The sequence below is a fragment of the Planococcus versutus genome, from assembly GCF_001186155.3.
Taxonomy (GTDB): Bacteria; Bacillota; Bacilli; order Bacillales_A; family Planococcaceae; genus Planococcus; species Planococcus versutus.
On record NZ_CP016540.2, the window covers coordinates 23141 to 49004 of the forward strand.

Genomic DNA, 25864 nt, shown 5'->3' on the forward strand with positions numbered 1-25864 from the left:
TTCACTCTACTTTTAGCCCGAGTGGTGTGTTAAAATAAATGGCATTGTATTTTACTTGAATCGAAAAAGGAGGACTTCGCATGCCGGTGCCATTTATCACGGTAGAAGGTCCGATTGGCGTAGGTAAGACTTCGCTCACCAAAGCGCTCGCTGATCAAAATCAATTTCAGTTGTTAAAAGAAATTGTTGACGAAAACCCATTTTTAAATAAGTTCTACGAAGATATAGAAGAGTGGAGCTTCCAGACAGAGATGTTCTTTTTATGCAATCGCTATAAACAATTATCGGATATCCAGAAGAAGTTTATCTCGAAAAAAGAACCGGTTGTAGCAGATTATCATATTTTCAAAAACCTCATTTTTGCGAAGCGAACATTGCCAGAAGCTGAGTATACCAAATACGAAGCTATCTATAACATTCTGACGGTAGATATGCCAAAACCAAACATGGTAATTTACCTACATGCCAGTTTAGACACATTGATGAAACGAATTAAATTGCGTGGGCGAGAGTTTGAGCAACTGATTACGCCAGAATACATGGAACAACTCTCAGCCGATTATCATGAGTTTATCGAACGTTTTGAACGCCAACATCCAGAAATTCCGGTATTACGTTTTAATGGAGATGAAATCGATTTTGTTCAAAATGATGGCGATTTGCAATTGATTTTAGACAAAGTAGAAGGCACTTTACAGAAAAGGAGCTTGACTTTATGAATTTACGCGAAAAATACGGCATTCCACCGAATGCGGTAATTACAATAGCCGGTACGGTTGGTGTGGGGAAATCAACGATGACAAAAGCATTAGCAGATGCTTTGCAATTCCGGACGTCGTTTGAAAATGTCGATACCAATCCCTATCTAGATTTATTTTATGAGGATTTTGAGAAATGGAGCTTTCATTTGCAAATCTATTTTCTTGCGGAACGCTTTAAAGAACAAAAGCGAATGTTTGAATACGGTGGCGGTTTTATTCAAGATCGTTCGATTTATGAAGATACCGGTATTTTCGCGAAAATGCATTGGGATAAAGGCACAATGAACAACGTAGATTACGAAACATACACGAATTTGTTTGAAGCCATGGTCATGACGCCTTATTTCCCACATCCAGATTTATTGATTTACTTGGAAGGATCGATTGAGGATATCCTTTCGCGCATTCAAGAACGTGGACGGGCAATGGAGCAACAAACACCAGTAGATTACTGGTTGGAGATGCATCAGCGTTATGAAAGTTGGATCAATTCTTTTAATGGATGTCCCGTATTACGTTTAAACATTAATGATTATGACCTTATGACAAATCCAGAGTGCTCTGAACAAATTGTCGAACGTATCGGTGGTTTTATGCAACAAACTTCTATTCTCCGTAAATAAGAAAATCCAGAAAGCGTAAGCTTTCTGGATTGGATTGCTATATCAAAGTTATAAATTAGTTGGATTAAAATGGAGGAGGAAGAGGGATTCGAACCCCCGCGGGATTTGACTCCCCTGTCGGTTTTCAAGACCGATCCCTTCAGCCAAACTTGGGTATTCCTCCGTATCGGACAAGAATTAATTTATCATGGATGAACAATAGCTGTCAACAGTTTTTCATCTTTTTTAAAATTTACTACTAAAAAAGTTCAACACAAAACGTATTAGTCAGTCTAGTCAATAAAAATCTGTTTTCTTACGTGTTACAACAAGCCTCTAAAAAAGAAGAGATTAAAAAGAAATTATCATTAAATAAAGGTTACGGATTGATTTTTCCTCGATTAATTCGTATACTAGTAAATGCCGTGCTAGGTGGGAAGATAGCGGTGTCCTGTAACCTGCAATCCGCTTTAGCGGGACTGAATTCCTTTCTGAGGCTGTCTGTCTGTAAGGTCTGCCTCATGCACGTAGTGTTGACATCTGGGTCCTGCGCAATGGAATCCCATGAACCATGTCAGGTCCGGAAGGAAGCAGCATTAAGTGGAATATTCCATGTGCCGCGGGATCGCCTAGATCGAGCCAGCGACATGGGTAACGCTTATGTACAGCAGTCGAAGAAAGGTGCACGGCAATAATATGTAAGTTCAAACCTGTCCGCTCTTGTAGCTGGCAGGTTTTTTATTATTGAGTTCCAGAGTCATCTTTTGGACAACAGGGAATCGTTCAGAAAAACCGAACTTTTATGATATAATGATAGGATGAAAAACAGATTCTTCAAAAGGAGAGAATAAGTTGGCGTATCAAGCTTTTTACCGTGTTTACAGACCACAGTCGTTTTCAGAAATGACAGGTCAAACGCATGTCAAACAAACCCTTCAAAATGCTCTCCTTTACAATAAGACGACACACGCTTATTTGTTCTCAGGACCAAGAGGGACAGGGAAAACCAGTGCCGCTAAAATATTTGCAAAAGCGCTAAACTGTGAGCAAGCACCAACCGCAGAACCGTGTAATAAATGTGCATCTTGTCTCAGCATTAATGAAGGGTCAAATACCGATGTTATTGAATTTGACGCAGCATCCAATTCGCGTGTTGAGGAAATGCGTGAAATTATTGAAAAAGTCCGTTTTTCGCCAGCGAATTCACGTTTTAAAATTTATATCATCGATGAAGTGCATATGTTATCAAACAGTGCTTTTAACGCGTTGTTGAAAACATTAGAAGAGCCACCGGAACATGTGGTTTTCATTTTAGCAACGACAGAACCTCATAAATTGCCGTTAACGATTATTTCTCGTTGTCAGCGTTTTGATTTTAAGTCACATACACAAGTCGATATTGTTTCACGAATGGTAGAAGTACTAACAGATGCGGAAATTCCATACAACGAACAAGTGCTTAAAATTATCGCGCAAGCTGCTGCAGGTGGAATGCGTGATGCATTGAGTTTGTTAGACCAAGTTGTATCGTTCAGTGGAGACGAGATGACTGTTGAAGATGCGCTGCTCGTAACAGGTTCTGTTAGCCAAGATGTATTCTATGGAATAGCAGAAGCCTTGCTTGCAAAAGATGTTGGACAATCATTAACGCTTTTAGAACAACTAGTGCGTGATGGCAAAGATCCTGTGCGTTTGGTTGAAGACTTTATTACCTTCTACCGGGACTTGCTATTGATTCAAACAGCTCCCGACCTTCACGATATGTTGGAGTTGGTAACGCACGAACCCCGATTCGAAGAGCTAGCTAATCGATTCGAACCAACAACGCTTTATAATTGGATTGATATTTTATCAAAAACTCAGCAAGAAATGCGTTTTTCAAACCACACAAAAATTTATATGGAAACGGCTTTGCTAAAAATGGCGCAAGCAGACGTGCCAGTTCAAAGTACAGCCTCGGCTGTATCACCCGAACTAGAAGCAAAAGTGATTCAGTTGGAAAACTTAGTGCATGAATTGCAACAACAAGTTAAAAATGGAGCAGGCGGTAGCGTACAGGTAACGCCTGCTGAGCAAAAAAAACGTCAGCGCGTACAAAGCAATTTTAAAATACCAACAGGACGCATTCAAGATGTCTTAAAGCATGCAACGAAAGTTGATATTCAAGCAATTAAAACCAATTGGGCAACTGTAATGGATCAATTGCAGCGGTCGCATTCGGCTTTATTGAATGATGCAGAGCCAGTAGCGGCATCAGCAGATGCATTTGTGTTAAAATTCAAGTATGATATTCATTGCCAGATGGCTTCTGAAAATCAGACCTTTGCTGCGACGTTTAGCCAATTGCTGGAGCAATACGCAGGCAAAGCATATACACCGGTTTTTGTACCAGATGCTAGTTGGCTGAAAATCCGTGAAGAATTTATTAAAAAGAGCGGATTGAAGTCGGGTACTGAAGAAAAACAGTCAGAGGCTGAAGAAGAAAATCCGTTTTCGGGTGAAGGAGCAGTAGCGGAAGAAGATCCGTTCGTTTCAGAAGCTGAGCGTCTTTTCGGAAAAGACTTTGTCGAAGTTCATGACGATTAAAATGAAAATTCTAAGGAGGAACTAATTATGCGCGGTGGAGGAAATATGCAAGGCATGATGAAGCAAATGCAAAAAATGCAAAAAGAGATGGCAGTGGCTCAAGAAGAGTTAGGGACATTGAAATTCGAAGGAGCAGCAGGCGGTGGCATGGTTAAAGTTACTGTATCCGGACATAAAGAAGTATTGGATATCGTTCTTGATCCAACAGTTGTAGATCCTGAAGATGTTGAAATGTTACAAGATCTTTTAGTTGTAGCGACAAACGATGCGTTTAAAAAAGCGGACGATCACGCGAATTCCACAATGGGGAAATTCACGAAGGGCTTGAACATGCCAGGAATGTTCTAGGAGGCAATAACTATGCATTATCCAGAACCTATTTCGAAATTAATGGAGAGTTTTATGAAACTGCCAGGGATCGGGCCGAAAACAGCAGCCCGTCTGGCGTTTTTTGTACTTGGAATGAAAGAAGATACAGTGCTTGATTTTGCTAAAGCGCTAGTGGATGCAAAACGAAATTTGAGCTTTTGTTCAGTATGTGGTCATATTACCGATGTGGATCCTTGTCATATTTGTCAGGACCAGCAACGTGATCGTACAACAATTTGTGTTGTACAAGACCCCAAAGATGTCATTGCGATGGAGAAGATGCGCGATTACAAAGGCTTGTATCATGTCTTGCAAGGAGCTATTTCTCCTATGGATGGAGTTGGCCCTGAAGATATCAACGTTCCGTCTCTCTTAAAACGTCTTCAAGATGAAGAAGTAGAAGAATTGATTTTAGCTACCAATCCGACAATCGAAGGAGAAGCTACGGCAATGTATATTTCGCGTCTTGTCAGACCCTCGGGCATCAAAACTACTCGAATTGCTCATGGGTTACCAGTAGGTGGAGATTTGGAATATGCGGATGAAGTGACGTTGTCTAAAGCATTAGAAGGTCGACGAGAACTTTAATAAAAAAAATCACGTAATAGGATTTTTTACTTCTAAAAATGGAAACTATTCTAATTTGTTATGTTTTGCATATAATGAATGATAAAAAAGAATAGCTGTTATATAGATAGAGTCAAAAAAGAAGTTGATAAAAATGGCTCTCTTAAGGTTATTAATTGACTTCTTTTTTAAACTCTTATATAGAAGGAAGAGTAAGTTTGCTGAAAAATGTTTTACAAATATAATTTTATTTACCAAAAGTGTTGACAGTCTGAAGTTTATGCTTTAGTATCATAGGAGTCGTAAAGAACGACGCGATAATTTAAAACAACTTGAACCTTGAAAACTGAACAGCAAAACGTCAACGAAAGACGTCACGAGAACCTCGGTGTGAGCACGGCTTTTGCAAAGGTTGCCTTTGGCAAACAGAGCAAAGTTGTTTTTCATCTCGGTGTGCGTGACGAAAATTTACTGATCAGCATTTTGTAGATCAAGCCATCTTCGGATGGTGCCAGCAACAACTAGAGCAGTCAAATGTTCTCTATAATGGAGAGTTTGATCCTGGCTCAGGACGAACGCTGGCGGCGTGCCTAATACATGCAAGTCGAGCGGAACCATTGGAGCTTGCTCCTTTGGTTTAGCGGCGGACGGGTGAGTAACACGTGGGCAACCTGCCCTGCAGATCGGGATAACTCCGGGAAACCGGTGCTAATACCGAATAGTTTGCGGCCTCTCCTGAGGCTGCACGGAAAGACGGTCTCGGCTGTCACTGCAGGATGGGCCCGCGGCGCATTAGCTAGTTGGTGGGGTAATGGCCTACCAAGGCAACGATGCGTAGCCGACCTGAGAGGGTGATCGGCCACACTGGGACTGAGACACGGCCCAGACTCCTACGGGAGGCAGCAGTAGGGAATCTTCCGCAATGGACGAAAGTCTGACGGAGCAACGCCGCGTGAGTGACGAAGGTTTTCGGATCGTAAAACTCTGTTGTGAGGGAAGAACAAGTGCCAAGTAACTACTGGCACCTTGACGGTACCTCACCAGAAAGCCACGGCTAACTACGTGCCAGCAGCCGCGGTAATACGTAGGTGGCAAGCGTTGTCCGGAATTATTGGGCGTAAAGCGCGCGCAGGCGGTTCTTTAAGTCTGATGTGAAAGCCCACGGCTCAACCGTGGAGGGTCATTGGAAACTGGAGAACTTGAGTACAGAAGAGGAAAGTGGAATTCCATGTGTAGCGGTGAAATGCGTAGAGATGTGGAGGAACACCAGTGGCGAAGGCGACTTTCTGGTCTGTAACTGACGCTGAGGCGCGAAAGCGTGGGGAGCAAACAGGATTAGATACCCTGGTAGTCCACGCCGTAAACGATGAGTGCTAAGTGTTAGGGGGTTTCCGCCCCTTAGTGCTGCAGCTAACGCATTAAGCACTCCGCCTGGGGAGTACGGCCGCAAGGCTGAAACTCAAAGGAATTGACGGGGGCCCGCACAAGCGGTGGAGCATGTGGTTTAATTCGAAGCAACGCGAAGAACCTTACCAGGTCTTGACATCCCACTGCCCGGTGTAGAGATACACTTTTCCCTTCGGGGACAGTGGTGACAGGTGGTGCATGGTTGTCGTCAGCTCGTGTCGTGAGATGTTGGGTTAAGTCCCGCAACGAGCGCAACCCTTGATCTTAGTTGCCAGCATTTAGTTGGGCACTCTAAGGTGACTGCCGGTGACAAACCGGAGGAAGGTGGGGATGACGTCAAATCATCATGCCCCTTATGACCTGGGCTACACACGTGCTACAATGGACGGTACAAAGGGTTGCCAACCCGCGAGGGGGAGCTAATCCCAGAAAACCGTTCTCAGTTCGGATTGTAGGCTGCAACTCGCCTGCATGAAGCCGGAATCGCTAGTAATCGTGGATCAGCATGCCACGGTGAATACGTTCCCGGGCCTTGTACACACCGCCCGTCACACCACGAGAGTTTGTAACACCCGAAGTCGGTGAGGTAACCCTTGTGGAGCCAGCCGCCGAAGGTGGGACGGATGATTGGGGTGAAGTCGTAACAAGGTAGCCGTATCGGAAGGTGCGGCTGGATCACCTCCTTTCTAAGGATAAATTCGGAACCGGGCGCCTTAGGCGCTCCGGGGTTGACGTTTTGCGTTCAGTTTTGAAGGTTCATCTTCAGGCGGCAACGCCTTTTTTTGTGACTTTCAGACTTGTTCTTTGAAAACTGGATAAAACGACATTGAAACAAATGAAACATGGATTCAAAGTACGCGTGGCACATGTTGCCACAACTTTTTAATTAACCAGTGGTTAAGTTAGAAAGGGCGCACGGTGGATGCCTTGGCACTAGGAGCCGAAGAAGGACGGCACTAACACCGATATGCTTCGGGGAGCTGTAAGTGAGCGATGATCCGGAGATTTCCGAATGGGGGAACCCCTGTCTTTAATGGGACAGGATCCATGTGTGAATCTATAGCACATGAGAAGGCAGACCCAGGGAACTGAAACATCTAAGTACCTGGAGGAAGAGAAAGCAAATGCGATTCCCTGAGTAGCGGCGAGCGAAACGGGATCAGCCCAAACCAAGAGGCTTGCCTCTTGGGGTTGTAGGACACTCTATACGGAGTTACAAAAGGAAGGATTAGGCGAAGCGACCTGGAACGGTCCGCCACAGCGGGTAACAGCCCCGTAGCCGAAAACCCTTCCCCTCCAGAGTGGATCCTGAGTACGGCGGAACACGTGAAATTCCGTCGGAATCTGGGAGGACCATCTCCCAAGGCTAAATACTTCCTAGTGACCGATAGTGAACCAGTACCGTGAGGGAAAGGTGAAAAGCACCCCGGAAGGGGAGTGAAATAGATCCTGAAACCGTGTGCCTACAAGTAGTCAAAGCCCGTTAATGGGTGATGGCGTGCCTTTTGTAGAATGAACCGGCGAGTTACGATTACATGCAAGGTTAAGCTGAGAAGGCGGAGCCGCAGCGAAAGCGAGTCTGAATAGGGCGATAGAGTATGTAGTTGTAGACCCGAAACCAGGTGATCTACCCATGTCCAGGGTGAAGGTAAGGTAACACTTACTGGAGGCCCGAACCCACGCACGTTGAAAAGTGCGGGGATGAGGTGTGGGTAGCGGAGAAATTCCAATCGAACCTGGAGATAGCTGGTTCTCTCCGAAATAGCTTTAGGGCTAGCCTCAAGATAGAGAATCCTGGAGGTAGAGCACTGTTTGGACTAGGGGCCCATCCCGGGTTACCGAATTCAGACAAACTCCGAATGCCAGTGATTTATGCTTGGGAGTCAGACTGCGAGTGATAAGATCCGTAGTCAAGAGGGAAACAGCCCAGACCACCAGCTAAGGTCCCCAAATATCCGTTAAGTGGAAAAGGATGTGGCGTTGCTTAGACAACCAGGATGTTGGCTTAGAAGCAGCCATCATTTAAAGAGTGCGTAATAGCTCACTGGTCGAGTGACACTGCGCCGAAAATGTACCGGGGCTAAACGGATTACCGAAGCTGTGGATGGATCTCTTCGGAGATCCGTGGTAGGAGAGCGTTCTAAGGGCGTTGAAGTCAGACCGGAAGGACTGGTGGAGCGCTTAGAAGTGAGAATGCCGGTATGAGTAACGAAAGACGGGTGAGAATCCCGTCCACCGAATGCCTAAGGTTTCCTGAGGAAGGCTCGTCCGCTCAGGGTTAGTCGGGACCTAAGTCGAGGCCGATAGGCGTAGACGATGGACAACAGGTTGATATTCCTGTACCACCTCCCCGCCGTTTGAGCAATGGGGGGACGCAGAAGGATAAGGAGAGCGTGCCGTTGGTTGTGCACGTCCAAGCAGTGAGGCGTGGAATGAGGCAAATCCCATTCCTGATACGTTGAGCTGTGATGGCAAGAGGTTTACCTCAGAGTCCCTGATTTCACACTGCCAAGAAAAGCCTCTAGCGAGGCGGGAGGTGCCCGTACCGCAAACCGACACAGGTAGGCGAGAAGAGAATTCTAAGGTGAGCGAGTGAACTCTCGTTAAGGAACTCGGCAAAATGACCCCGTAACTTCGGGAGAAGGGGTGCTCTGGTAGGGTGAATAGCCCGAGAGAGCCGCAGTGAATAGGCCCAGGCGACTGTTTAGCAAAAACACAGGTCTCTGCAAAACCGTAAGGTGACGTATAGGGGCTGACGCCTGCCCGGTGCTGGAAGGTTAAGAGGAGTGCTTAGCGCAAGCGAAGGTGCGAATTGAAGCCCCAGTAAACGGCGGCCGTAACTATAACGGTCCTAAGGTAGCGAAATTCCTTGTCGGGTAAGTTCCGACCCGCACGAAAGGCGTAACGATCTGGGCACTGTCTCAACGAGAGACTCGGTGAAATTATAGTACCTGTGAAGATGCAGGTTACCCGCGACAGGACGGAAAGACCCCGTGGAGCTTTACTGTAGCCTGATATTGAATTTTGGTGCAACTTGTACAGAATAGGTAGGAGCCTTAGATTCCGGAGCGCCAGCTTCGGCGGAGGCGTCAGTGGGATACTACCCTGGTTGTATTGAAATTCTAACCCACAAGCCTGATCGGCTTGGGAGACAGTGTCAGGCGGGCAGTTTGACTGGGGCGGTCGCCTCCTAAAGAGTAACGGAGGCGCCCAAAGGTTCCCTCAGAATGGTTGGAAATCATTCGCAGAGTGTAAAGGCAGAAGGGAGCTTGACTGCGAGACGTACATGTCGAGCAGGGTCGAAAGACGGGCTTAGTGATCCGGTGGTTCCGCATGGAAGGGCCATCGCTCAACGGATAAAAGCTACCCCGGGGATAACAGGCTTATCTCCCCCAAGAGTCCACATCGACGGGGAGGTTTGGCACCTCGATGTCGGCTCATCGCATCCTGGGGCTGTAGTCGGTCCCAAGGGTTGGGCTGTTCGCCCATTAAAGCGGTACGCGAGCTGGGTTCAGAACGTCGTGAGACAGTTCGGTCCCTATCCGTCGCGGGCGCAGGAAATTTGAGAGGAGCTGTCCTTAGTACGAGAGGACCGGGATGGACACACCGCTGGTGTACCAGTTGTTCTGCCAAGGGCATCGCTGGGTAGCTATGTGTGGCCGGGATAAGTGCTGAAAGCATCTAAGCACGAAGCCCCCCTCAAGATGAGATTTCCCATTGCGCAAGCAAGTAAGATCCCTCAAAGACGATGAGGTAGATAGGTTCGAGGTGGAAGCGTGGCGACACGTGCAGCTGACGAATACTAATCGATCGAGGACTTAACCAACAAACTGTACGCGAATCATGCACGATTTGTTTCATCTGTCGTTTATCCAGTTTTGAGTGAACAAGCACTCAATTAAAATAGTCCAGTGATGATGGCAAAGAGGCCACACCCGTTCCCATCTCGAACACGGCAGTTAAGCTCTTTTGCGCCGATGGTAGTTGGGGGTTTCCCCCTGTGAGAGTAGGACGTCGCTGGGCAACAATGACCACACACAAAAAGTCGTTACCGATTCCGGTAACGGCTTTTTTACGTTTAGTAGAAGACTTGTTCCTTAAAACCACGATTTTAATTTGGGATTGGTATAATAGACTCAATTAATAAATGTGAGGATGAAAATTCATGACACAACGACGTCCGATTGTAGATGCATTAATCCGATTCCAAAAAAGACAGCCCTTTTCTTTTCATGTGCCAGGACATAAACACGGTGTTTTATCGGGACTACCAGAAGAAATTCAATCTGCATTGTCCTATGATTTAACAGAACTAACAGGTTTGGACGATCTTCATTATCCAGAAGAAATCATACAAGATGCACAGTACTTGTTAGCACAAGCTTATAATACCAAGCAGAGTTTTTTTTTAGTCAACGGTTCAACGGTAGGAAATTTAGCGATGATTTACGCTGCTTGTCGAGAAGGTGACAAAGTAGTCGTTCAGCGTAACTCGCACAAATCCATTTTTCATGCGTTAGAACTTGCACGTGTCCAGCCTGTGTATGTTTCTCCTCAATGGCATGAAGAGTCCATGACTGCTGCTTTGGCTTCTCTTAAGACAATAGAAGCTGCAATAACGGCCTATCCAGAAGTAAGAGCAGTAATTCTGACATACCCTAATTATTATGGAATCGCTTCAGAAGAACTTGCTGCAATTATTGCTCTATGTCACAAACAAGACATTCCAGTATTAATAGATGAAGCACACGGTGCTCATTTTCAAATAGGTGAGCCGTTTCCGGTTTCTGCTTTATCTTTAGGAGCAGATGTTGTTGTGCAATCAGCGCATAAAACATTGCCTGCGATGACAATGGGATCATTTTTGCACGTTGGTAGTGATCGTGTGAGTGTTAAAAGAATTCAAAAGTATTTACGGATGTTTCAATCAAGCAGTCCGTCTTATTTAATATTAGCTTCTCTAGATGATGCACGGGCTCATCTTCAAAACTTTTCCTTACCAGATATTCGTTCGTTTAACGAAAAACGCGAACGTTTTCTAAATAGCTTGCGTATGATTCCACAGTTACTAGTTATAGAATCAGATGATCCGTTAAAAGTTATATTAAGGGTCACTCACCATAGTGGCTATCAATTTAAGCAAAAGTTAGAGCAAGTGGGTATTGAAGTGGAATTAGCAGATCTATTCCAAGTATTGTTGATATTGCCGTTATTAAAGCAATGGCATGCCTATCCATTTGCAGAAATCCGCAGCCGTTTAAAAGAAGCAGTTGCCATGTTACAAGCAGAAAGTAGACAAAAAACACAAATAGAAATACCCATCTTACAAGACGTCACCATTCCAGCGTTGTCTTTTGAAGAAATCGAATTAGCTGATCAAGAATGGGTTTCGTATACCCAAATTATTGGACGAATTGCAGCAGGTATGGTGATTCCCTATCCCCCTGGTATTCCTTTAATTGTGCCAGGCGAAAAATGGACGCTATCGAAAGTGGAAGAGTTAATGAATCACCTTGCTGCAAACGCACAAATCCAAGGTGACCATCGCTTAGCATCCAAGCAATTATCAGTTCTTCAAGAAACGCAACAATCACCAAACAAATCATAAATAACACTGCGAGTGATCGAATAATTGGGAAAATGGATTCATTGTGACCAAAAAAACTTCTTTTTGTCTTCTGAAGATATGATGACATATAATTTGGATAAGCACATTAAACCGCAAATAAAAGATAGCTTGAAATTAGAATTAAAACAACACAATAAGAAGCAGAGAAGTATATGATTATGTAGTGTAAAAAACTAACCATCTAGCGAAAGCTAAATAGAGTTGTTTTATTAAACCTAGCTTACAAAAGCGTGAATAGAACGAAAAGCGTTTTTTAGGCTCTATTTTTAACGGTGACTATAAAAAGAGCAGCATTTCGTGTATAGTGAAAAGAGTTTGAAACAGTAGAGTATGATTAATTTCATGGAATAAGGTGATCAGCAAAATGAGTTATTTAATCAATCTTGAAGGCGGAGAAGGATCAGGAAAATCGACGGTTCTAAACATGTTGGCAGAAGCATTAGCTAAAAAGGGATTTTCTGTTGTCTGTACAAGAGAGCCCGGTGGCATCGATATCGCCGAACAAATTCGTGAAGTAATTTTAAATCGAAAAAACACAGCAATGGATGCACGAACAGAAGCTTTACTTTACGCTGCTGCAAGAAGACAGCATTTAGTGGAGAAAATCATTCCTGCACTTGAAGCTGGAAGCATCGTTTTATGTGATCGTTATATCGATTCAAGCTTAGCTTATCAAGGGTATGCGCGAGGACTTGGGATAGAAGAGATACTTGCTATTAACAAGTTCGCTATCGATGAACACATGCCAGACTTAACACTTTATTTTGATGTGAATCCGAAAGTTGGACTGGCACGTATTGAACGAGATATGGAACGAGAAGTAAATCGTTTAGATGTAGAGTCGATGAAGTTCCATTACAAAGTAAGAGAAGGCTATCTCTTATTGTTGAGTCAAAATCCTGAACGTATTCGTTTAATTAATGCAGAAAACGAGCTCCCTGTTGTTTTTGCAGATGCCTGGGAGATAGCTGAACGCTTTATAGAAGAACGTCAAACGACGGTTGATCCGACATAGGATTAGCTGTTGTTTTTTAGTTTCTCTTTTTTAAAAGTAAGCTGGAAAGATATGCAGCGTACACCGTCGTTCATGTTATACTTATATAGAAGAAAGATAAAAAGGAGTGGGTACTGATGAAACTCGTAGTAGCAGTTGTACAGGACCAAGACAGTAACCGATTATCCAATGCATTAACAAAAAATGATTTCCGGGCTACAAAACTTGCCAGTACGGGAGGGTTTTTGCGTTCAGGAAACACCACCTTTTTAATCGGTGTGGAAGATGATTTAATTCCAAAATTGATGGACTTAATTCGTGAAAATTGCCGATCGCGTGAACAAATGGTCGCGCCAGTTTCTCCAATGGGTGGTAACGCGGATTCGTATATTCCTTATCCAGTGGAAGTCGAAGTAGGCGGCGCAACTATTTTCGTTTTACCAATTGAACAATTCCATCACTTTTAATCAATAAGAATAAAAGCGTTTTCGTTAGAATCAAATGATTTTTCACAAGTACTATAACCAATACCCGTGCTCCAGTCGGAACACGGGATTTTTTACAAAGTCTGAAGGTGAAGTCGATGCAAAAAACAACAGATGAGTTTTTAGACATGCAACCAGTAGTTATGAAACGACTACAAGGAGCTTACGGGAAAGACCGTTTAGCGCATGCTTATTTATTTGAGGGTTCTGCAGGGTCAGGAAAAAAAGAAATTACACATTTTTTTGTGAAACTTTTACTATGCGAAAAGCCTATAGAAAATGTTCCATGTGAAACATGTCGCAGTTGTCAACTTTATAATTCGGGCAACCACACGAATATAATCTTCATTGAACCGGATGGTCAAAACATTAAAATTGATCAAATTCGCGAGTTGATTTTCAAATTGAATAAAACCGGTCTTAGCAGAGGGCGTAAAATATACGTAATTGAGCAAGCAGATCGCATGAACAACTCTTCTGCAAATGCTTTACTGAAGTTTTTGGAAGAACCAGAGTTTAATGTGACAGCAATTTTATTGACAGAACGGCTAAATGCGATAATGAGTACCATTCGTTCACGCTGCCAATTGGTGTCGTTTCGCCCGTTGTCACGACCTAAGTTAATGGAAAAATTAATAGCAGACGGCATGACAGGTTCAATGGCTGCCACGGTGAGTATGCTGACGCAAAGCGAAGAAGAGGCTCTAGCAATGAGTCGAGATGAACAATTTGCAGAATCTCGAAAAACGGTCTTAAAGATGGTAGAAGTGGTTAGTAGCAATGTTCACGAAGCACTTTTGATGCTTCAAGCTGAATGGCTTCCGTTATTTAAAGAAAAAGAAGATGCCGAAAGAGGTCTAGACATGTTATTATTTGCATATCGAGACATTGCTTCGGTAAAAGCAGGTCTTGAGACTGCACGCACATATCCAGATATGGAAGAAACTTGGAAGCAGATGGCACTCCAACGCTCCTTTACGTTATTGTCTAAGCAGCTGCAGGCTATTTTACAAGCCAAACAGCAATTGCCACGTAATATGAATAGGACGCTGTTGATGGAGCAGTTAATGCTGAATCTGCAGGAGGGGTAGCAATTGTATAATGTCATAGGTGTCCGTTTTAAGAAAGCGGGTAAAATATATTATTTCGATCCAGCTGAATTAGGGATTGAAAAAGACGACTACGTTATTGTTGAAACAGCAAGAGGCGTAGAGTATGGAAAAGTGGTCGTTCCAACAAAAACTGTTGGAGAAAATGACGTAGTCTTGCCTTTAAAGCAAGTGTTAAGAATAGCTACAGATAAAGACCGCCAGCAAGTAGAAGAAAATCGGTTAGAAGCAAGTCGTGCATTTGAACAAGGAACAGAAAAAATTGAAGCGCATCAGTTAGACATGAAATTAGTCGATGTTGAGTATACGTTTGATCGCAACAAAGTTATTTTTTACTTTACAGCGGAAGGACGTGTGGATTTCCGGAACTTGGTCAAAGACTTGGCGTCCATTTTCCGAACACGTATCGAACTACGTCAAATTGGTGTGCGTGATGAAGCGAAAATGCTGGGTGGCATAGGACCTTGTGGTCGCATGTTGTGCTGTTCAACATTTTTGGGTGATTTTGAACCCGTATCGATTAAAATGGCAAAAGATCAAAATTTGTCATTGAATCCTTCTAAAATCTCAGGTTTATGTGGCCGTTTGATGTGCTGCTTAAAATATGAGAACGATGAATACGAAACAGCTAAAAAAGAAATGCCAGATGTTGGAACACACGTAACAACTCCTGATGGCGAAGGCCGTGTTGTTGGCATGAATATTTTAGAACGAGTGTTGAAAGTTCGCTTAACTGAGCAAGAACAAACACTTGAATATACATTAGATGAGATAATGGGCCAAGGAACGAGAGCGTGAGGTGGTTTAAGTGAAGGAAAAGAATTTTTTAGATACTGTCATGGAGTTTGAACAACAACTTCAATCGATGCAAGAGCAATTCAGCGAATTAAAAGCAGTTGTCGCTCGGACGATGGAAGAACATCATGCACTGCAATTGGAAAATCACCATTTGCGTGCACGATTAGACGAATTTCATAAAGCGGTTCCAGAAGTAGCAGCAGTGGATCCTGTAAAATTAAAAAAAGCTGTTATGGACATCGGTGAAGGGTACGATAACTTAGCGCGTTTGTATCATGAAGGCTACCACGTCTGTAATGTACATTTCGGCAGTTCTCGAAAAGGTGACGATTGCCTGTTTTGTTTATCATTTTTAAATAAGCAAAACTAAAAAAACGGTATTTACGATAGTTAATCAGAAAGGCTTCTGTCACCCTGTGTGATGGCAGCCTTTTGTCATGCTAGGAGTTGAATAGATGTTAGTGGATGACGAACGACTGGATTATTTATTAGCGGAAGATTTACGAATTATTCAAAGCCCTTCGGTGTTTTCCTTTTCACTGGATGCGGTGTTATTGGCGCGCTTTGCATATGTTCCATTAAAACGAGGAACCATTATCGATTTGTGCACCGGCAACGGAGCCATCCCGCTATTTTTAAGCGCGCGCACAGAGTCGCGCATCATTGGAGTGGAGTTACAACCTCGACTTGCTCATATGGCACGCCGCAGTGTGGCCTACAATGAGTTAACAAGTCAGATTGACATCATTGAAGGCGATGTCAAAAATATGCCAAAACACTTAGGGGTTGAGAAATACGATGTGGTAACATGTAATCCGCCGTATTTTCCAGCGCATGAGATGAGCGATAAAAACATCAGTGAGCACATGGCAATTGCCCGTCACGAACTGCATTTAACATTAGATGAAGCTGTTAAAACAGCTAGTCAATTACTCAAACAAGGAGGCAAAGCGGCCTTTGTCCATCGTTCAGGTCGCTTGATTGATTTGATTGCAGCGATGCGCGCGAACCGGCTGGAACCCAAACGAATTCGCCTTGTTTACCCGAAATCTGGAAAAGAAGCGAATACGTTGTTAATTGAAGGCATCAAAGACGGCAAACCCGATTTGAAGTTACTTCCGCCGTTAATTGTCTACGGAGAAGACGGAGAATATACAGAAGAAGTGCGTGAATTATTATATGGCGACAAGTAATCATTATTTTTACGTCTTGGAATGTGCCGATCGTTCTTATTATGCAGGATATACCAATGACTTGGACAAACGGTTAGCCGCGCATAACGCTGGAAAAGGTGCTAAGTACACGCGTGCTAAAGGACCATCCAAGCTGATTTACCATGAAAGCTTTGAAACCAAACAGGAAGCAATGAAAGCAGAATACGCTTTTAAGCAATTAACCAAGGCTCAAAAAATGCGTTATATTACTAAAGAAGAGGAGAGCAGCATATGAAATCTCAAAAAAGTTTTCACCACAAAGAAGCAACCTTGTATTTAGTGGCAACACCGATTGGCAATCTTGAAGACATAACCATGCGCGCATTGCGTATTTTAAAAGAAGTAGACATCATTGCAGCGGAAGATACACGCAATACGAAACAGCTTTGCAATTATTTTGATATACAAACCAAATTGGTTAGCTACCATGAACACAATCAAGAAAGCGGCGGCTTTAAAATTTTGTCGTATTTGGAGCAAGGCAAATCGGTTGCGTTAGTCAGTGATGCAGGTATGCCATGTATTTCAGATCCAGGCGAAGATATCGTCAGACGAGCCGTTGCAGAAGACTTTCCAGTTGTGCCCATACCGGGTGCAAACGCTGCGCTTAGTGCATTAATTGCATCAGGCATCACGCCCCAACCTTTTTTGTTTTACGGTTTTTTGTCCCGTAATAAAAAGGATCGCTTTGCTGAGTTGGCGTTATTAAGTCAAAAAGAAGAAACCTTGATTTTTTACGAGGCGCCTCATCGCTTAAAAGAAAGCTTGAAAAGTATGCAAAAAGCAATAGGGGACGACCGGAAAATTGTATTAGCACGCGAAGTAACGAAGAAATTTGAAGAGTTTATTAGAGGAACAGTGGGGGAAGCCGTTGCGTGGGCAGAAGTAAATGAAATACGTGGGGAATTTTGTTTAGTTCTTGAAGGAAACGCACATCCAGAACCCATCGAAAACGTAAAGTGGTGGGAAGCATTATCTATTGAAGAACATGTCGATCAATTGATCGAAACCAAAAATGTAACTTCCAAAGAAGCTATTAAAGAAGTCGCTATTGAACGTCAACTATCCAAAAGAGAAATCTACCAAGCGTATCATACTTAGAAAAGTGTAAGCACCCGTGTAGCTCTGCCGGGCATAAGATGATCTGGCGAAGTGGCGTATTTTCAGCCACATAGCCGGAGTGGCTTATGACCCAAAGAGCTGGGTGCTGGAGTCTAGCCAAAGAAAAGTGTAAGCACCCGTGTAGCTCTGCCGGGCATAAGACGATCTGGCGAAGTGGCGTAGCAATAAAAAAACCGGATGCACGAGGCATCCGGTTTTTTGAGCTTATTTCTTTAAGTTGTTTTGAATTTCTTTCACTAACATTTCTGCGCCTTCAGAACTTAAGATCAGTTTACCGCCAACTAATTTCATGTTTTCGTCTGATACTTCGCCTGTCACTGCACACGTCATGTTAGGTAAATATTTTTTCAAGATAATTTTATCATCATCTACATAGATTTCCAGAGCATCTTTTTCAGCGATTCCTAGAGTGCGGCGCAATTCGATTGGAATAACCACACGTCCTAATTCATCTACTTTACGAACAATACCTGTTGATTTCATAATAAAATCCTCCTTTTGGTTTATCGGACGTTTTTCGTCAAAATTCGACATTTTCCACTTCCTGTAATAAATCATACCAACTACTGTCAAATAGGTCAATATAAAACTATCAAAAAGATAATAAATATTCTTATTTAGTGCTAACATGAGGTGGATTCCAGTATTTATTGACAAAAATTCGACAAGTAGTTGAATGGCAACAAACTTTTATCGACATAGCTGACAAGTTTACTACAGGTTTAGCTAATTTGATTAACTTGAAAGATTGTACAAAATTAAGGACTTCGTTAAAATAAGAATTATACAAAACAAACTGGAGGAATTTTTCGTGACTGCTAACAACAAAACATTTTATTTGACTACCCCTATATATTATCCAAGCGGAAAATTCCATATTGGCACGGCTTATACAACGGTCGCTTCTGATGCAATGGCTCGGTACAAACGATTACGTGGATTTGATGTTCGGTTTTTGACTGGAATGGACGAGCATGGTCAAAAAATCGAAGAAAAAGCGATAGAAGCAGGCAAAGCACCACAAGAGTTTGTGGATGAAATGGCAGCCGCAGCAAAACATGTTTGGTCGATTATGGATATTACTTATGATGACTTTATCCAGACTACAGAAGAACGTCACAAAGAAGGTGTCGAACGAATTTTTAAAACTTTCCTCGACAATGGTGATATATATAAAGGTGATTACGAAGGTTGGTATTGTACGCCGTGTGAATCATTCTTTACGGAAAATCAATTAGAAAATGGCAATTGTCCAGACTGTGGCCGTCCAGTTCATAAAGTAAAAGAAGAATCGTATTTCTTCAATATGAAAAAATACGCTGCTCGTTTGCTCCAGTACTATGAAAATAACGTAGAATTTATTGAACCGGAATCGCGCAAAAATGAAATGATCAATAACTTTATCAAACCAGGATTAGAAGATTTATCAGTTTCTAGAACTTCTTTTGATTGGGGAATTCCTGTTCCTGGAGATCCAAAACACGTTATTTATGTGTGGGTTGATGCTTTATCAAATTACATCACATCGCTTGGGTATGGCTCAGAAGACGATAGCTTGTTCAAGAAGTACTGGCCAGCAGATGTTCATGTAGTGGGCAAAGATATTGTGCGTTTCCATACAATCTACTGGCCAATTTTCTTAATGGCTTTAGATTTACCATTGCCGAAAAAAGTATTCGCTCATGGTTTTATCATGATGAAAGACGGCAAAATGTCGAAATCTAAAGGTAATGTAGTTTATCCAGAAATGCTTGTTGAGCGCTATGGTCTAGATGCAACACGTTATTTCCTATTGCGTGAACTACCATTTGGTTCTGATGGTGTCTTTTCACCAGAAGCATTTATTGAACGAACAAATTTTGATTTAGCGAACGACCTTGGTAATTTATTGAACCGAACTGTATCCATGATCAATAAATACTGTGGCGGTACTGTGCCACAAATTAACGGATTGCAAACGGAATTTGATGCACAACTACAACAAGTAGCTATGCAGACTGTAAAAGTTTACGAACAGCACATGGAAAAAATGCAGTTTAGTATTGTGTTAAGTGAAGTGTGGACATTGATTTCACGAACAAATAAATATATTGATGAAACGCAGCCGTGGGTATTGGCAAAAGATGAAAATAAGAAACAGCAATTAGATTCTGTTATGGCTCATTTAGCAGAAAGTCTTCGAATGACGGCGGTTATGTTACAGCCGTTCTTGCCAAATGCACCTAAACAAATTATTGAACAGCTCGGTTTAACAGAGGATTTTTTAACATGGGATACATTGCAAGATTTTGCTAAAATTCCTGCAGGAACACAAGTGGTATCAAAAGGAACGCCAATTTTTCCGCGTCTTGAAGTAGAACCTGAAGTAGCCTATATTCGTGAACAAATGCGCGGTTCTGTAACACCAATTGAGGAAGAACCAGAAGTTGTGGAAGTTCCAGATGTACCAGAAATTGCAATTGAGGATTTTGCAAAAGTAGATTTACGCGTAGCGACAGTAATAGATTGTGAAGCGGTGCCAAAAACTTCAAAGTTATTAAAACTCCAGCTAGATATGGGTTATGAGAAGCGACAAGTGGTTTCAGGAATTGCTGAACATTATAAACCAACTGACTTGATCGGCAAAAAAGTGGTTGTTGTAGCGAACTTAAAACCGGTGAAATTGCGTGGTGAGTTATCTCAAGGAATGATTTTAGCTGGTGAAAAAGACGGCTACTTAACATTAGCTTCTGTTGCTGAAAAGCTTTCAAATGGCTCGAAGATAAAATAAAAACACGATAAAAGAACTGTTTTGACCCACTTTGATTAGTGGGTCTTTTTTTGGTTTTGTAGGAATTATTACCCAATATTACAAAGAAATAAATAGAAATGACACGGAACTAACATGTTTTGTTACCGTATTGTAATGTTGCTGTGAAGAAAGATACAGGCATAACCATTACAATTAGCCTTAATGTGAGGAGAATGATTGATGTTTATCGATACCCATGTACATTTAAATGCAGACCAATATGATGAGGACCTTGTAGAAGTCATTGAGCGTGCACGAGAAAACCATGTGGAGAAAATGGTAGTCATCGGCTTCGACCAAAAAACGATCGAACGAGCCATACAGTTGGCCGAAACCTATGAATTTATCTTCGCAGTAGTTGGTTGGCATCCTGTTGATGCCATCGATTGTACTGAAGAAGATTTGGAATGGATTGAAGAGCTGGCAGCTCACCCTAAAGTAGTGGGAATCGGAGAAACCGGTTTAGACTACCACTGGGACAAATCGCCAAAAGAAATACAGAAAGAGATTTTCCGCAAGCAAATTCGGTTGGCTAAAAAAGTGAAGTTGCCAATTATCATTCATAACCGCGAAGCGACTGAAGATGTTTTGGAAATTCTTAAAGAAGAAAATGCGGAAGAAGTAGGCGGCGTCATGCACTGCTTTGGTGGAAGTGTAGAAACGGCACATGAATGTATAAAACTGAATTTCATGATTTCACTTGGTGGACCAGTAACATTCAAAAACGCAAAAAAACCAAAAGAAATCGCGGAACTGATTTCCCTCGATTACTTAATGATCGAAACAGACGCTCCGTATTTAGCGCCACATCCATATCGTGGAAAACGAAACGAACCATCTTACGTTCCTTTAGTCGCTGAAGAAATAGCACGGTTAAAAAATATTTCAGTAGAAGCTGTCGCAAAAGCGACTACAGAAAATGCTGAGAAGTTTTATAAGTTTTCTCAAATAAAGTGAAATTGAGAATTCAATTTCATTGACAGGCTAAAAATGAGCCCATATAATCACTCAAGTGAAGAAGGAGGAATTAATTTTGACAAATCAAACAAATAATACGAATACAAAAAAATCATTTAAAGGTAAATCGTTAGCGGTAACAATCGCGACAGTCTTATTGTTCGCTGCGGTTTTAACTTTTGCTATATACGAAGGAACAAAAAACACTGTATCCGTAACAGCTAATGGTGAAAAAGAAGAAGTAAGAACGCATGCAGAAACAGTAGGTGCCTTTTTAAAAGAACAAGACATCAAACCTGGTCAACATGATTTCGTGAGTCATTCAACGGAAACACCAATTAATGAAGATATGGCTCTTGAGTGGGATGCAGCAGAAGAATATGCAGTAACAGTTGATGGAGAAGCAACGTCAGCTTGGACTACGAAAAATACGGTGTCAGAAATTTTAGCATCAGCAAATGTTGAACTTACAAAACACGATAAAGTATCTCCAGCACTAGACGAGCAAGTAGATGAAGATACAGCTATCTCAGTAGAAAAAGCGTATGAAGTTACCATTCAAGACGGTCTTAAAGAAAAGAAAGTATGGTCTACTTCAACGAAAGTCGCTGATTTCTTAAAAGAAAACAAAGTGACTTTAGGCAAACTAGATCGTGTTGAAAGCAAAATGGATGAATTGGTATTGCCAAATTCAAAAGTTCAAATTGTTCGCGTTGAAAAACTTACGGATGTAGTTGAGGATTCAGTAAAATACGCAGTAGAAACAAAAAAAGACAACTCACTTCTTAAAGGCAGTGAAAAAATTGTTCAAAAAGGTCAAAATGGTCTAGTTAAAAAAACGTACGAAATTGTTAAAGAAAACGGTAAAGAAGTAAAACGTGATCTTAAAGATGAAAAAATTGTTAAAGAACCGACGAAGCAAGTAACAGCGGTTGGAACAAAAACAGTTGTAGCAAGCGTTTCACGTGGAGCAAAACAAAAAGCAACACCGGTAGCATCAGCAAAAATTGTGAAAGAAAAAGCAACACCGAAGAAAGAAGTAGCAGTTGTTAAAGCAGCATCTACTGAAAAAACAGTTGCAAAGGTAACACCTGTAGCAAAAGAAAAGCCAGTAGCTAAAGCAGAACCTGCAAAAGAAAAGCCGGCGGCAGAACCAACTGGTGGTAAAGAATTTTACGTGTCAGCAACAGCTTACACAGCAAGCTGCACAGGATGTTCAGGGATTACAGCTACAGGGATCAACTTGAAAACCAATCCTGGTCTTAAAGTAATTGCAGTAGATCCTAGCGTTATTCCACTTGGCTCTAAAGTATGGGTTGAAGGATACGGAAATGCGATTGCTGGCGATACAGGTGGAGCAATCAAAGGAAACAAAATTGATTTGTTCATGGCTAACAAGTCTGATGCGTTATCATTCGGACGCAAACAAGTGAAAGTTAGAATTTTAAACTAATCTAACGTAAGTTTGACTGAAAGCTTTCTCGGGATATTTTCCGGGAAAGCTTTTTACATGTCTGCTCCTAAACATGTAAAATAAACAAGAAGTCTGAAAAGAGGAATCTATCAATGAAAATCAATGAAATTATAATAGTAGAAGGAAAAGATGACACTGTAGCGATTAAACGTGCAGTTGATGCAGATACGATTGAAACAAATGGTTCAGCAATTAATGCTGAAACACTGCAGCGAATTGTTCATGCACAGCAAAAAAGAGGCGTCATTGTTTTTACTGATCCTGATTATCCCGGACGACGTATCCGTGCTATTATTGAAGAACATGTGCCACAAGCGAAACATGCATTTTTAGCGAAAGAAAAAACAATTGCCAAAAATGGCAAAGGCTTAGGAATAGAACATGCTCGAGATGAAGACATTCGTGAAGCTTTACAAGCAGTCTATACGCCAGTAATGCACGATCGTCCTATAGAGATTACAATGGACGATTTAATCGATGCTGGGCTTGTTGCGCATCCACAAGCAAAGCAGCGAAGAACTACGATCGGCAACGAATTGCAAATCGGTTATACAAACGGCAAGCAACTTCAAAAGCGTCTTTATATGTTTGGCATATCAAAAGAACAATTTATTAAAGCGGTACAAGCGTTAACTCAGGAGGAAAACTAATGATGAAAGATATTGCTACACCTATTCGAACACAACAAATTATGACGAAATACAATTTGAAAGTAAAAAAAAGTTTAGGACAAAACTTTTTAATCGATCCAAATATATTACGCAAAATTGTTGGACAAGCAGATTTAACAAAAAAATCTGCAGCGATTGAAATTGGTCCCGGAATTGGTGCTTTAACAGAACATTTAGCAAGAGAAGCAGGGAAAGTCCTGGCATTTGAAATCGATCAGCGCTTATTGCCAGTCCTTGCTGATACGTTGTCGCCGTATGATAACATTTCCATTATCCATTCGGATATTTTAAAAGCAGATGTCCAAGCAGCGATTGATAGTGAACTGGCGGGTTACGATGACATCGTAGTCGTGGCTAACTTGCCCTATTACGTAACGACGCCTATTATTTTAAAATTATTACTGGAAAAATTACCAGTTCGTGGTATGGTCGTTATGTTGCAAAAAGAGGTGGCTGAGCGCATCACAGCTAAACCAGGCACTAAAGCTTACGGTTCACTATCTATTGCCATTCAGTACTATACACAGGCTGAAATGGCCCTAACTGTTCCAAAGTCTGTATTCTTGCCACAGCCGAACGTTGATTCGGCTGTTATTCGCATGACAAAACGTGATGTGCCAGAAGTAGAAGTAATTGATGAAGACTTCTTCTTTACCGTAACGAGAGGGTCGTTTGTTCAGCGAAGAAAAACAATCTTGAATAATCTTCAAGTAGCGATGCCTTTAGGTAAAGAGAAAAAAGAATGGATTTTAAAAGCGCTAGAAGAAGCTGAAATTGATCCAACTAGACGGGGTGAGACCTTAACGATTAAAGAGTTTGGTTTACTTGCTGATAAATTATATGCGTATTTCAAATAAATTGGACATTCTGTTACAAAATTGGCACAACTTCTTTCGAGTTAAGGAAATTTCGAATAAATAAATATTGACAACAACTAAGATTCGTTGATAGAATTATAAAATTGCTTGACAATTTCATCAAATTATGGTAGTATTATATCCATAGTGAGGTGTAGACAAAATGCCCAAAACTTTGGCGGATATTAAAAAATCGTTAGACTTACATTTAGGAAAACGATTGCTTTTGAAGGCAAACGGAGGTCGCAAGAAAACGGTTGAACGTGCCGGAATTCTGCGTGAGACCTATCACTCCGTGTTCGTGATTGAGCTAGATCAAGAAGAGCATGCATTTGAACGCGTGTCTTACAGCTACGCAGACATCTTAACTGAAGCAGTAGAAATTACTGTGTACGAAGGAACCGAAGACGCACTTGTTGTGAAATAATTGAATTATATTCTATAAGTTACTCCAAAACTTGCTCCTGCTCATCCAAGCAGAAGGCGAGTTTTTTTGTTTCTGTCGACACATTGCTTTTCATTGTCTCGCATTATGTTAAAATAGTCTTCATCAGAATATAAAAGGAGGCAGTGGAATGCTCTACGTGAAAGCACCTGCCAAGATCAACTTAACATTGGATGTGTTACACAAACGTCCAGACAATTATCATGAAATTGAAATGATTATGACGACTGTGGATTTGTCAGATCGCATTGGACTAATGGGAACAGCTAGTGGCATACATATCCAGTCGGCAGATCGCTTTGTACCAGATGATTCCCGCAACCTCGCTTATCAAGCGGCGCAATTAATTAAAGATACTTTTAACATTAAAACAGGTGTTATTATTTCACTGGATAAAAAAATTCCGGTTGCTGCAGGTTTAGCTGGGGGTAGCAGCGATGCAGCGGCAACGTTAAAAGGTCTAAATAAACTTTGGCAATTAAATTTATCGCTAGATGAACTCGCCGAACTAGGTGCTAAAATTGGATCGGATGTTTCATTTTGTGTTTACGGTGGCACAGCACTCGCAAAAGGACGTGGAGAAATTATTCAACAATTGCCAACGCCGCCAAATTGTTGGGTGATTCTAGCAAAACCAACTATCGGTGTTTCGACAGCTGACGTCTACGGGGCATTTGATGTTCAAAAAGCAGAGCATCCAAATACACAAGCGATGATTCAAGCACTTGAAGAAAGTGATTATGAAGCCATGTGTGCAAACCTTGGCAATGCCCTTGAAAGTGTGACATTGAACATGTACCCAGAAGTTCAACAAATTAAAGAGCAAATGAAAAAGTTTGGAGCCGATGCCGTATTAATGAGTGGAAGCGGGCCAACTGTTTTTGGACTGGTGCATCAAGAAATCCGTGTTCCACGTATTTACAATGGTTTGCGTGGATTTTGTTCAGAAGTTTATGCTGTACGCTTGATTGGCGAACGAGAGCCGCTTGCTTAAATACGGACATTTATGGTAAGTTTTCTATAGAT

Annotated in this window: 22 protein-coding genes, 1 tRNA gene, 3 rRNA genes and 1 other RNA gene; 25 read left to right on the plus strand and 2 right to left on the minus strand. The window is 41.9% G+C overall.

Annotated elements, in window-relative coordinates; translation table 11 throughout:
* Nucleotides 1–80: 80 nt before the first annotated feature.
* Entirely contained in the window at nucleotides 81–719 is a 639-nt protein-coding gene (locus tag I858_RS00085) for a deoxynucleoside kinase (protein ID WP_049695132.1), read from the plus strand.
* Complete coding sequence (locus tag I858_RS00090; protein WP_049695131.1) at nucleotides 716–1384, plus strand: deoxynucleoside kinase; 669 nt, start codon at nucleotides 716–718, stop codon at nucleotides 1382–1384. Before I858_RS00085 ends, I858_RS00090 begins: the two co-directional genes overlap by 4 nt.
* Before the next feature lie 70 nt (nucleotides 1385–1454).
* Here the strand turns inward: I858_RS00090 and I858_RS00095 are convergent.
* Nucleotides 1455–1547, minus strand: a tRNA-Ser gene (locus I858_RS00095).
* A gap of 239 nt (nucleotides 1548–1786) precedes the next feature.
* Between I858_RS00095 and ffs the strand changes: the two genes are divergently transcribed.
* The 16 genes from ffs (at nucleotide 1787) to rsmI (ending at nucleotide 17622) form a co-directional block, all read left to right on the plus strand.
* An RNA gene (gene ffs, locus I858_RS00100) (signal recognition particle sRNA large type) lies at nucleotides 1787–2052 on the plus strand.
* A gap of 163 nt (nucleotides 2053–2215) precedes the next feature.
* Complete coding sequence (gene dnaX / locus I858_RS00105) at nucleotides 2216–3949, plus strand: DNA polymerase III subunit gamma/tau (protein ID WP_049695130.1); 1734 nt, start codon at nucleotides 2216–2218, stop codon at nucleotides 3947–3949.
* 27 nt (nucleotides 3950–3976) lie between these two features.
* Nucleotides 3977–4297, plus strand: a complete 321-nt coding sequence (locus I858_RS00110; protein ID WP_049695129.1) for a YbaB/EbfC family nucleoid-associated protein — start codon at nucleotides 3977–3979, stop codon at nucleotides 4295–4297.
* Between the two features lie 12 nt (nucleotides 4298–4309).
* A complete protein-coding gene (gene recR / locus I858_RS00115) occupies nucleotides 4310–4906 on the plus strand; it encodes a recombination mediator RecR (protein WP_049695128.1) in 597 nt (198 codons plus the stop codon).
* Nucleotides 4907–5428: 522 nt separating this feature from the next.
* Nucleotides 5429–6978 (plus strand): 16S ribosomal RNA (locus I858_RS00120).
* Nucleotides 6979–7187: 209 nt separating this feature from the next.
* Nucleotides 7188–10118, plus strand: a 23S ribosomal RNA gene (locus I858_RS00125).
* Between the two features lie 81 nt (nucleotides 10119–10199).
* Nucleotides 10200–10315, plus strand: a 5S ribosomal RNA gene (rrf, locus tag I858_RS00130).
* The 16S, 23S and 5S rRNA genes sit together here, the layout of an rRNA operon.
* 142 nt (nucleotides 10316–10457) lie before the next feature.
* Nucleotides 10458–11900, plus strand: coding sequence for an aminotransferase class I/II-fold pyridoxal phosphate-dependent enzyme (locus tag I858_RS00135; RefSeq protein ID WP_049695088.1), 1443 nt, complete (start codon nucleotides 10458–10460; stop codon nucleotides 11898–11900).
* 385 nt (nucleotides 11901–12285) lie between these two features.
* Nucleotides 12286–12936, plus strand: coding sequence for a dTMP kinase (gene tmk, locus I858_RS00140; protein WP_049695089.1), 651 nt, complete (start codon nucleotides 12286–12288; stop codon nucleotides 12934–12936).
* A 116-nt stretch (nucleotides 12937–13052) separates the two neighbouring features.
* Nucleotides 13053–13382, plus strand: coding sequence for a cyclic-di-AMP receptor (locus tag I858_RS00145; protein ID WP_008498586.1), 330 nt, complete (start codon nucleotides 13053–13055; stop codon nucleotides 13380–13382).
* A 116-nt stretch (nucleotides 13383–13498) separates the two neighbouring features.
* Complete coding sequence (gene holB, locus I858_RS00150; protein WP_049695090.1) at nucleotides 13499–14491, plus strand: DNA polymerase III subunit delta'; 993 nt, start codon at nucleotides 13499–13501, stop codon at nucleotides 14489–14491.
* Nucleotides 14492–14494: 3 nt separating this feature from the next.
* Nucleotides 14495–15307, plus strand: a complete 813-nt coding sequence (locus I858_RS00155) for a PSP1 domain-containing protein (RefSeq protein WP_049695091.1) — start codon at nucleotides 14495–14497, stop codon at nucleotides 15305–15307.
* A 10-nt stretch (nucleotides 15308–15317) separates the two neighbouring features.
* Nucleotides 15318–15677: a DNA replication initiation control protein YabA gene (gene yabA, locus I858_RS00160; protein ID WP_006830743.1), complete on the plus strand. Its 360-nt coding sequence runs from the start codon at nucleotides 15318–15320 to the stop codon at nucleotides 15675–15677.
* A gap of 85 nt (nucleotides 15678–15762) precedes the next feature.
* The gene (locus I858_RS00165; RefSeq protein WP_049695092.1) at nucleotides 15763–16500 is read left to right on the plus strand and encodes a tRNA1(Val) (adenine(37)-N6)-methyltransferase; all 738 of its coding nucleotides are present in this window, start codon (nucleotides 15763–15765) and stop codon (nucleotides 16498–16500) included.
* The gene (locus tag I858_RS00170; protein WP_049695093.1) at nucleotides 16487–16756 is read left to right on the plus strand and encodes a GIY-YIG nuclease family protein; all 270 of its coding nucleotides are present in this window, start codon (nucleotides 16487–16489) and stop codon (nucleotides 16754–16756) included. Before I858_RS00165 ends, I858_RS00170 begins: the two co-directional genes overlap by 14 nt.
* Complete coding sequence (gene rsmI, locus I858_RS00175; RefSeq protein ID WP_049695094.1) at nucleotides 16753–17622, plus strand: 16S rRNA (cytidine(1402)-2'-O)-methyltransferase; 870 nt, start codon at nucleotides 16753–16755, stop codon at nucleotides 17620–17622. The genes I858_RS00170 and rsmI overlap by 4 nt, the downstream gene beginning before the upstream one ends.
* 225 nt (nucleotides 17623–17847) lie before the next feature.
* Here rsmI and I858_RS00180 read toward each other — a convergent pair whose 3' ends face one another.
* Nucleotides 17848–18126 carry a transition state genes transcriptional regulator AbrB gene (locus I858_RS00180; RefSeq protein WP_049695095.1) on the minus strand — a complete coding sequence of 93 codons (279 nt, stop codon included), beginning with the start codon at nucleotides 18124–18126 and terminating at the stop codon, nucleotides 17848–17850.
* A 328-nt stretch (nucleotides 18127–18454) separates the two neighbouring features.
* Between I858_RS00180 and metG the strand changes: the two genes are divergently transcribed.
* The 7 genes from metG to ispE all read left to right on the plus strand — a co-directional run bounded on the left by metG (nucleotide 18455) and on the right by ispE (nucleotide 25832).
* A complete protein-coding gene (gene metG / locus I858_RS00185) occupies nucleotides 18455–20413 on the plus strand; it encodes a methionine--tRNA ligase (protein ID WP_049695096.1) in 1959 nt (652 codons plus the stop codon).
* 201 nt (nucleotides 20414–20614) lie between these two features.
* Nucleotides 20615–21391, plus strand: a complete 777-nt coding sequence (locus I858_RS00190) for a TatD family hydrolase (RefSeq protein ID WP_049695097.1) — start codon at nucleotides 20615–20617, stop codon at nucleotides 21389–21391.
* A gap of 76 nt (nucleotides 21392–21467) precedes the next feature.
* The gene (locus I858_RS17450) at nucleotides 21468–22844 is read left to right on the plus strand and encodes a G5 and 3D domain-containing protein (protein WP_049695098.1); all 1377 of its coding nucleotides are present in this window, start codon (nucleotides 21468–21470) and stop codon (nucleotides 22842–22844) included.
* Between the two features lie 113 nt (nucleotides 22845–22957).
* Nucleotides 22958–23515 carry a ribonuclease M5 gene (gene rnmV / locus I858_RS00200; RefSeq protein WP_049695099.1) on the plus strand — a complete coding sequence of 186 codons (558 nt, stop codon included), beginning with the start codon at nucleotides 22958–22960 and terminating at the stop codon, nucleotides 23513–23515.
* Nucleotides 23515–24393 carry a 16S rRNA (adenine(1518)-N(6)/adenine(1519)-N(6))-dimethyltransferase RsmA gene (rsmA, locus tag I858_RS00205; RefSeq protein ID WP_049695100.1) on the plus strand — a complete coding sequence of 293 codons (879 nt, stop codon included), beginning with the start codon at nucleotides 23515–23517 and terminating at the stop codon, nucleotides 24391–24393. Before rnmV ends, rsmA begins: the two co-directional genes overlap by 1 nt.
* Nucleotides 24394–24556: 163 nt before the next feature.
* Nucleotides 24557–24820 carry a biofilm formation stimulator Veg gene (gene veg, locus I858_RS00210; protein WP_006830753.1) on the plus strand — a complete coding sequence of 88 codons (264 nt, stop codon included), beginning with the start codon at nucleotides 24557–24559 and terminating at the stop codon, nucleotides 24818–24820.
* A 148-nt stretch (nucleotides 24821–24968) separates the two neighbouring features.
* Nucleotides 24969–25832: a 4-(cytidine 5'-diphospho)-2-C-methyl-D-erythritol kinase gene (ispE, locus tag I858_RS00215; protein ID WP_049695101.1), complete on the plus strand. Its 864-nt coding sequence runs from the start codon at nucleotides 24969–24971 to the stop codon at nucleotides 25830–25832.
* Nucleotides 25833–25864: the final 32 nt, after the last annotated feature.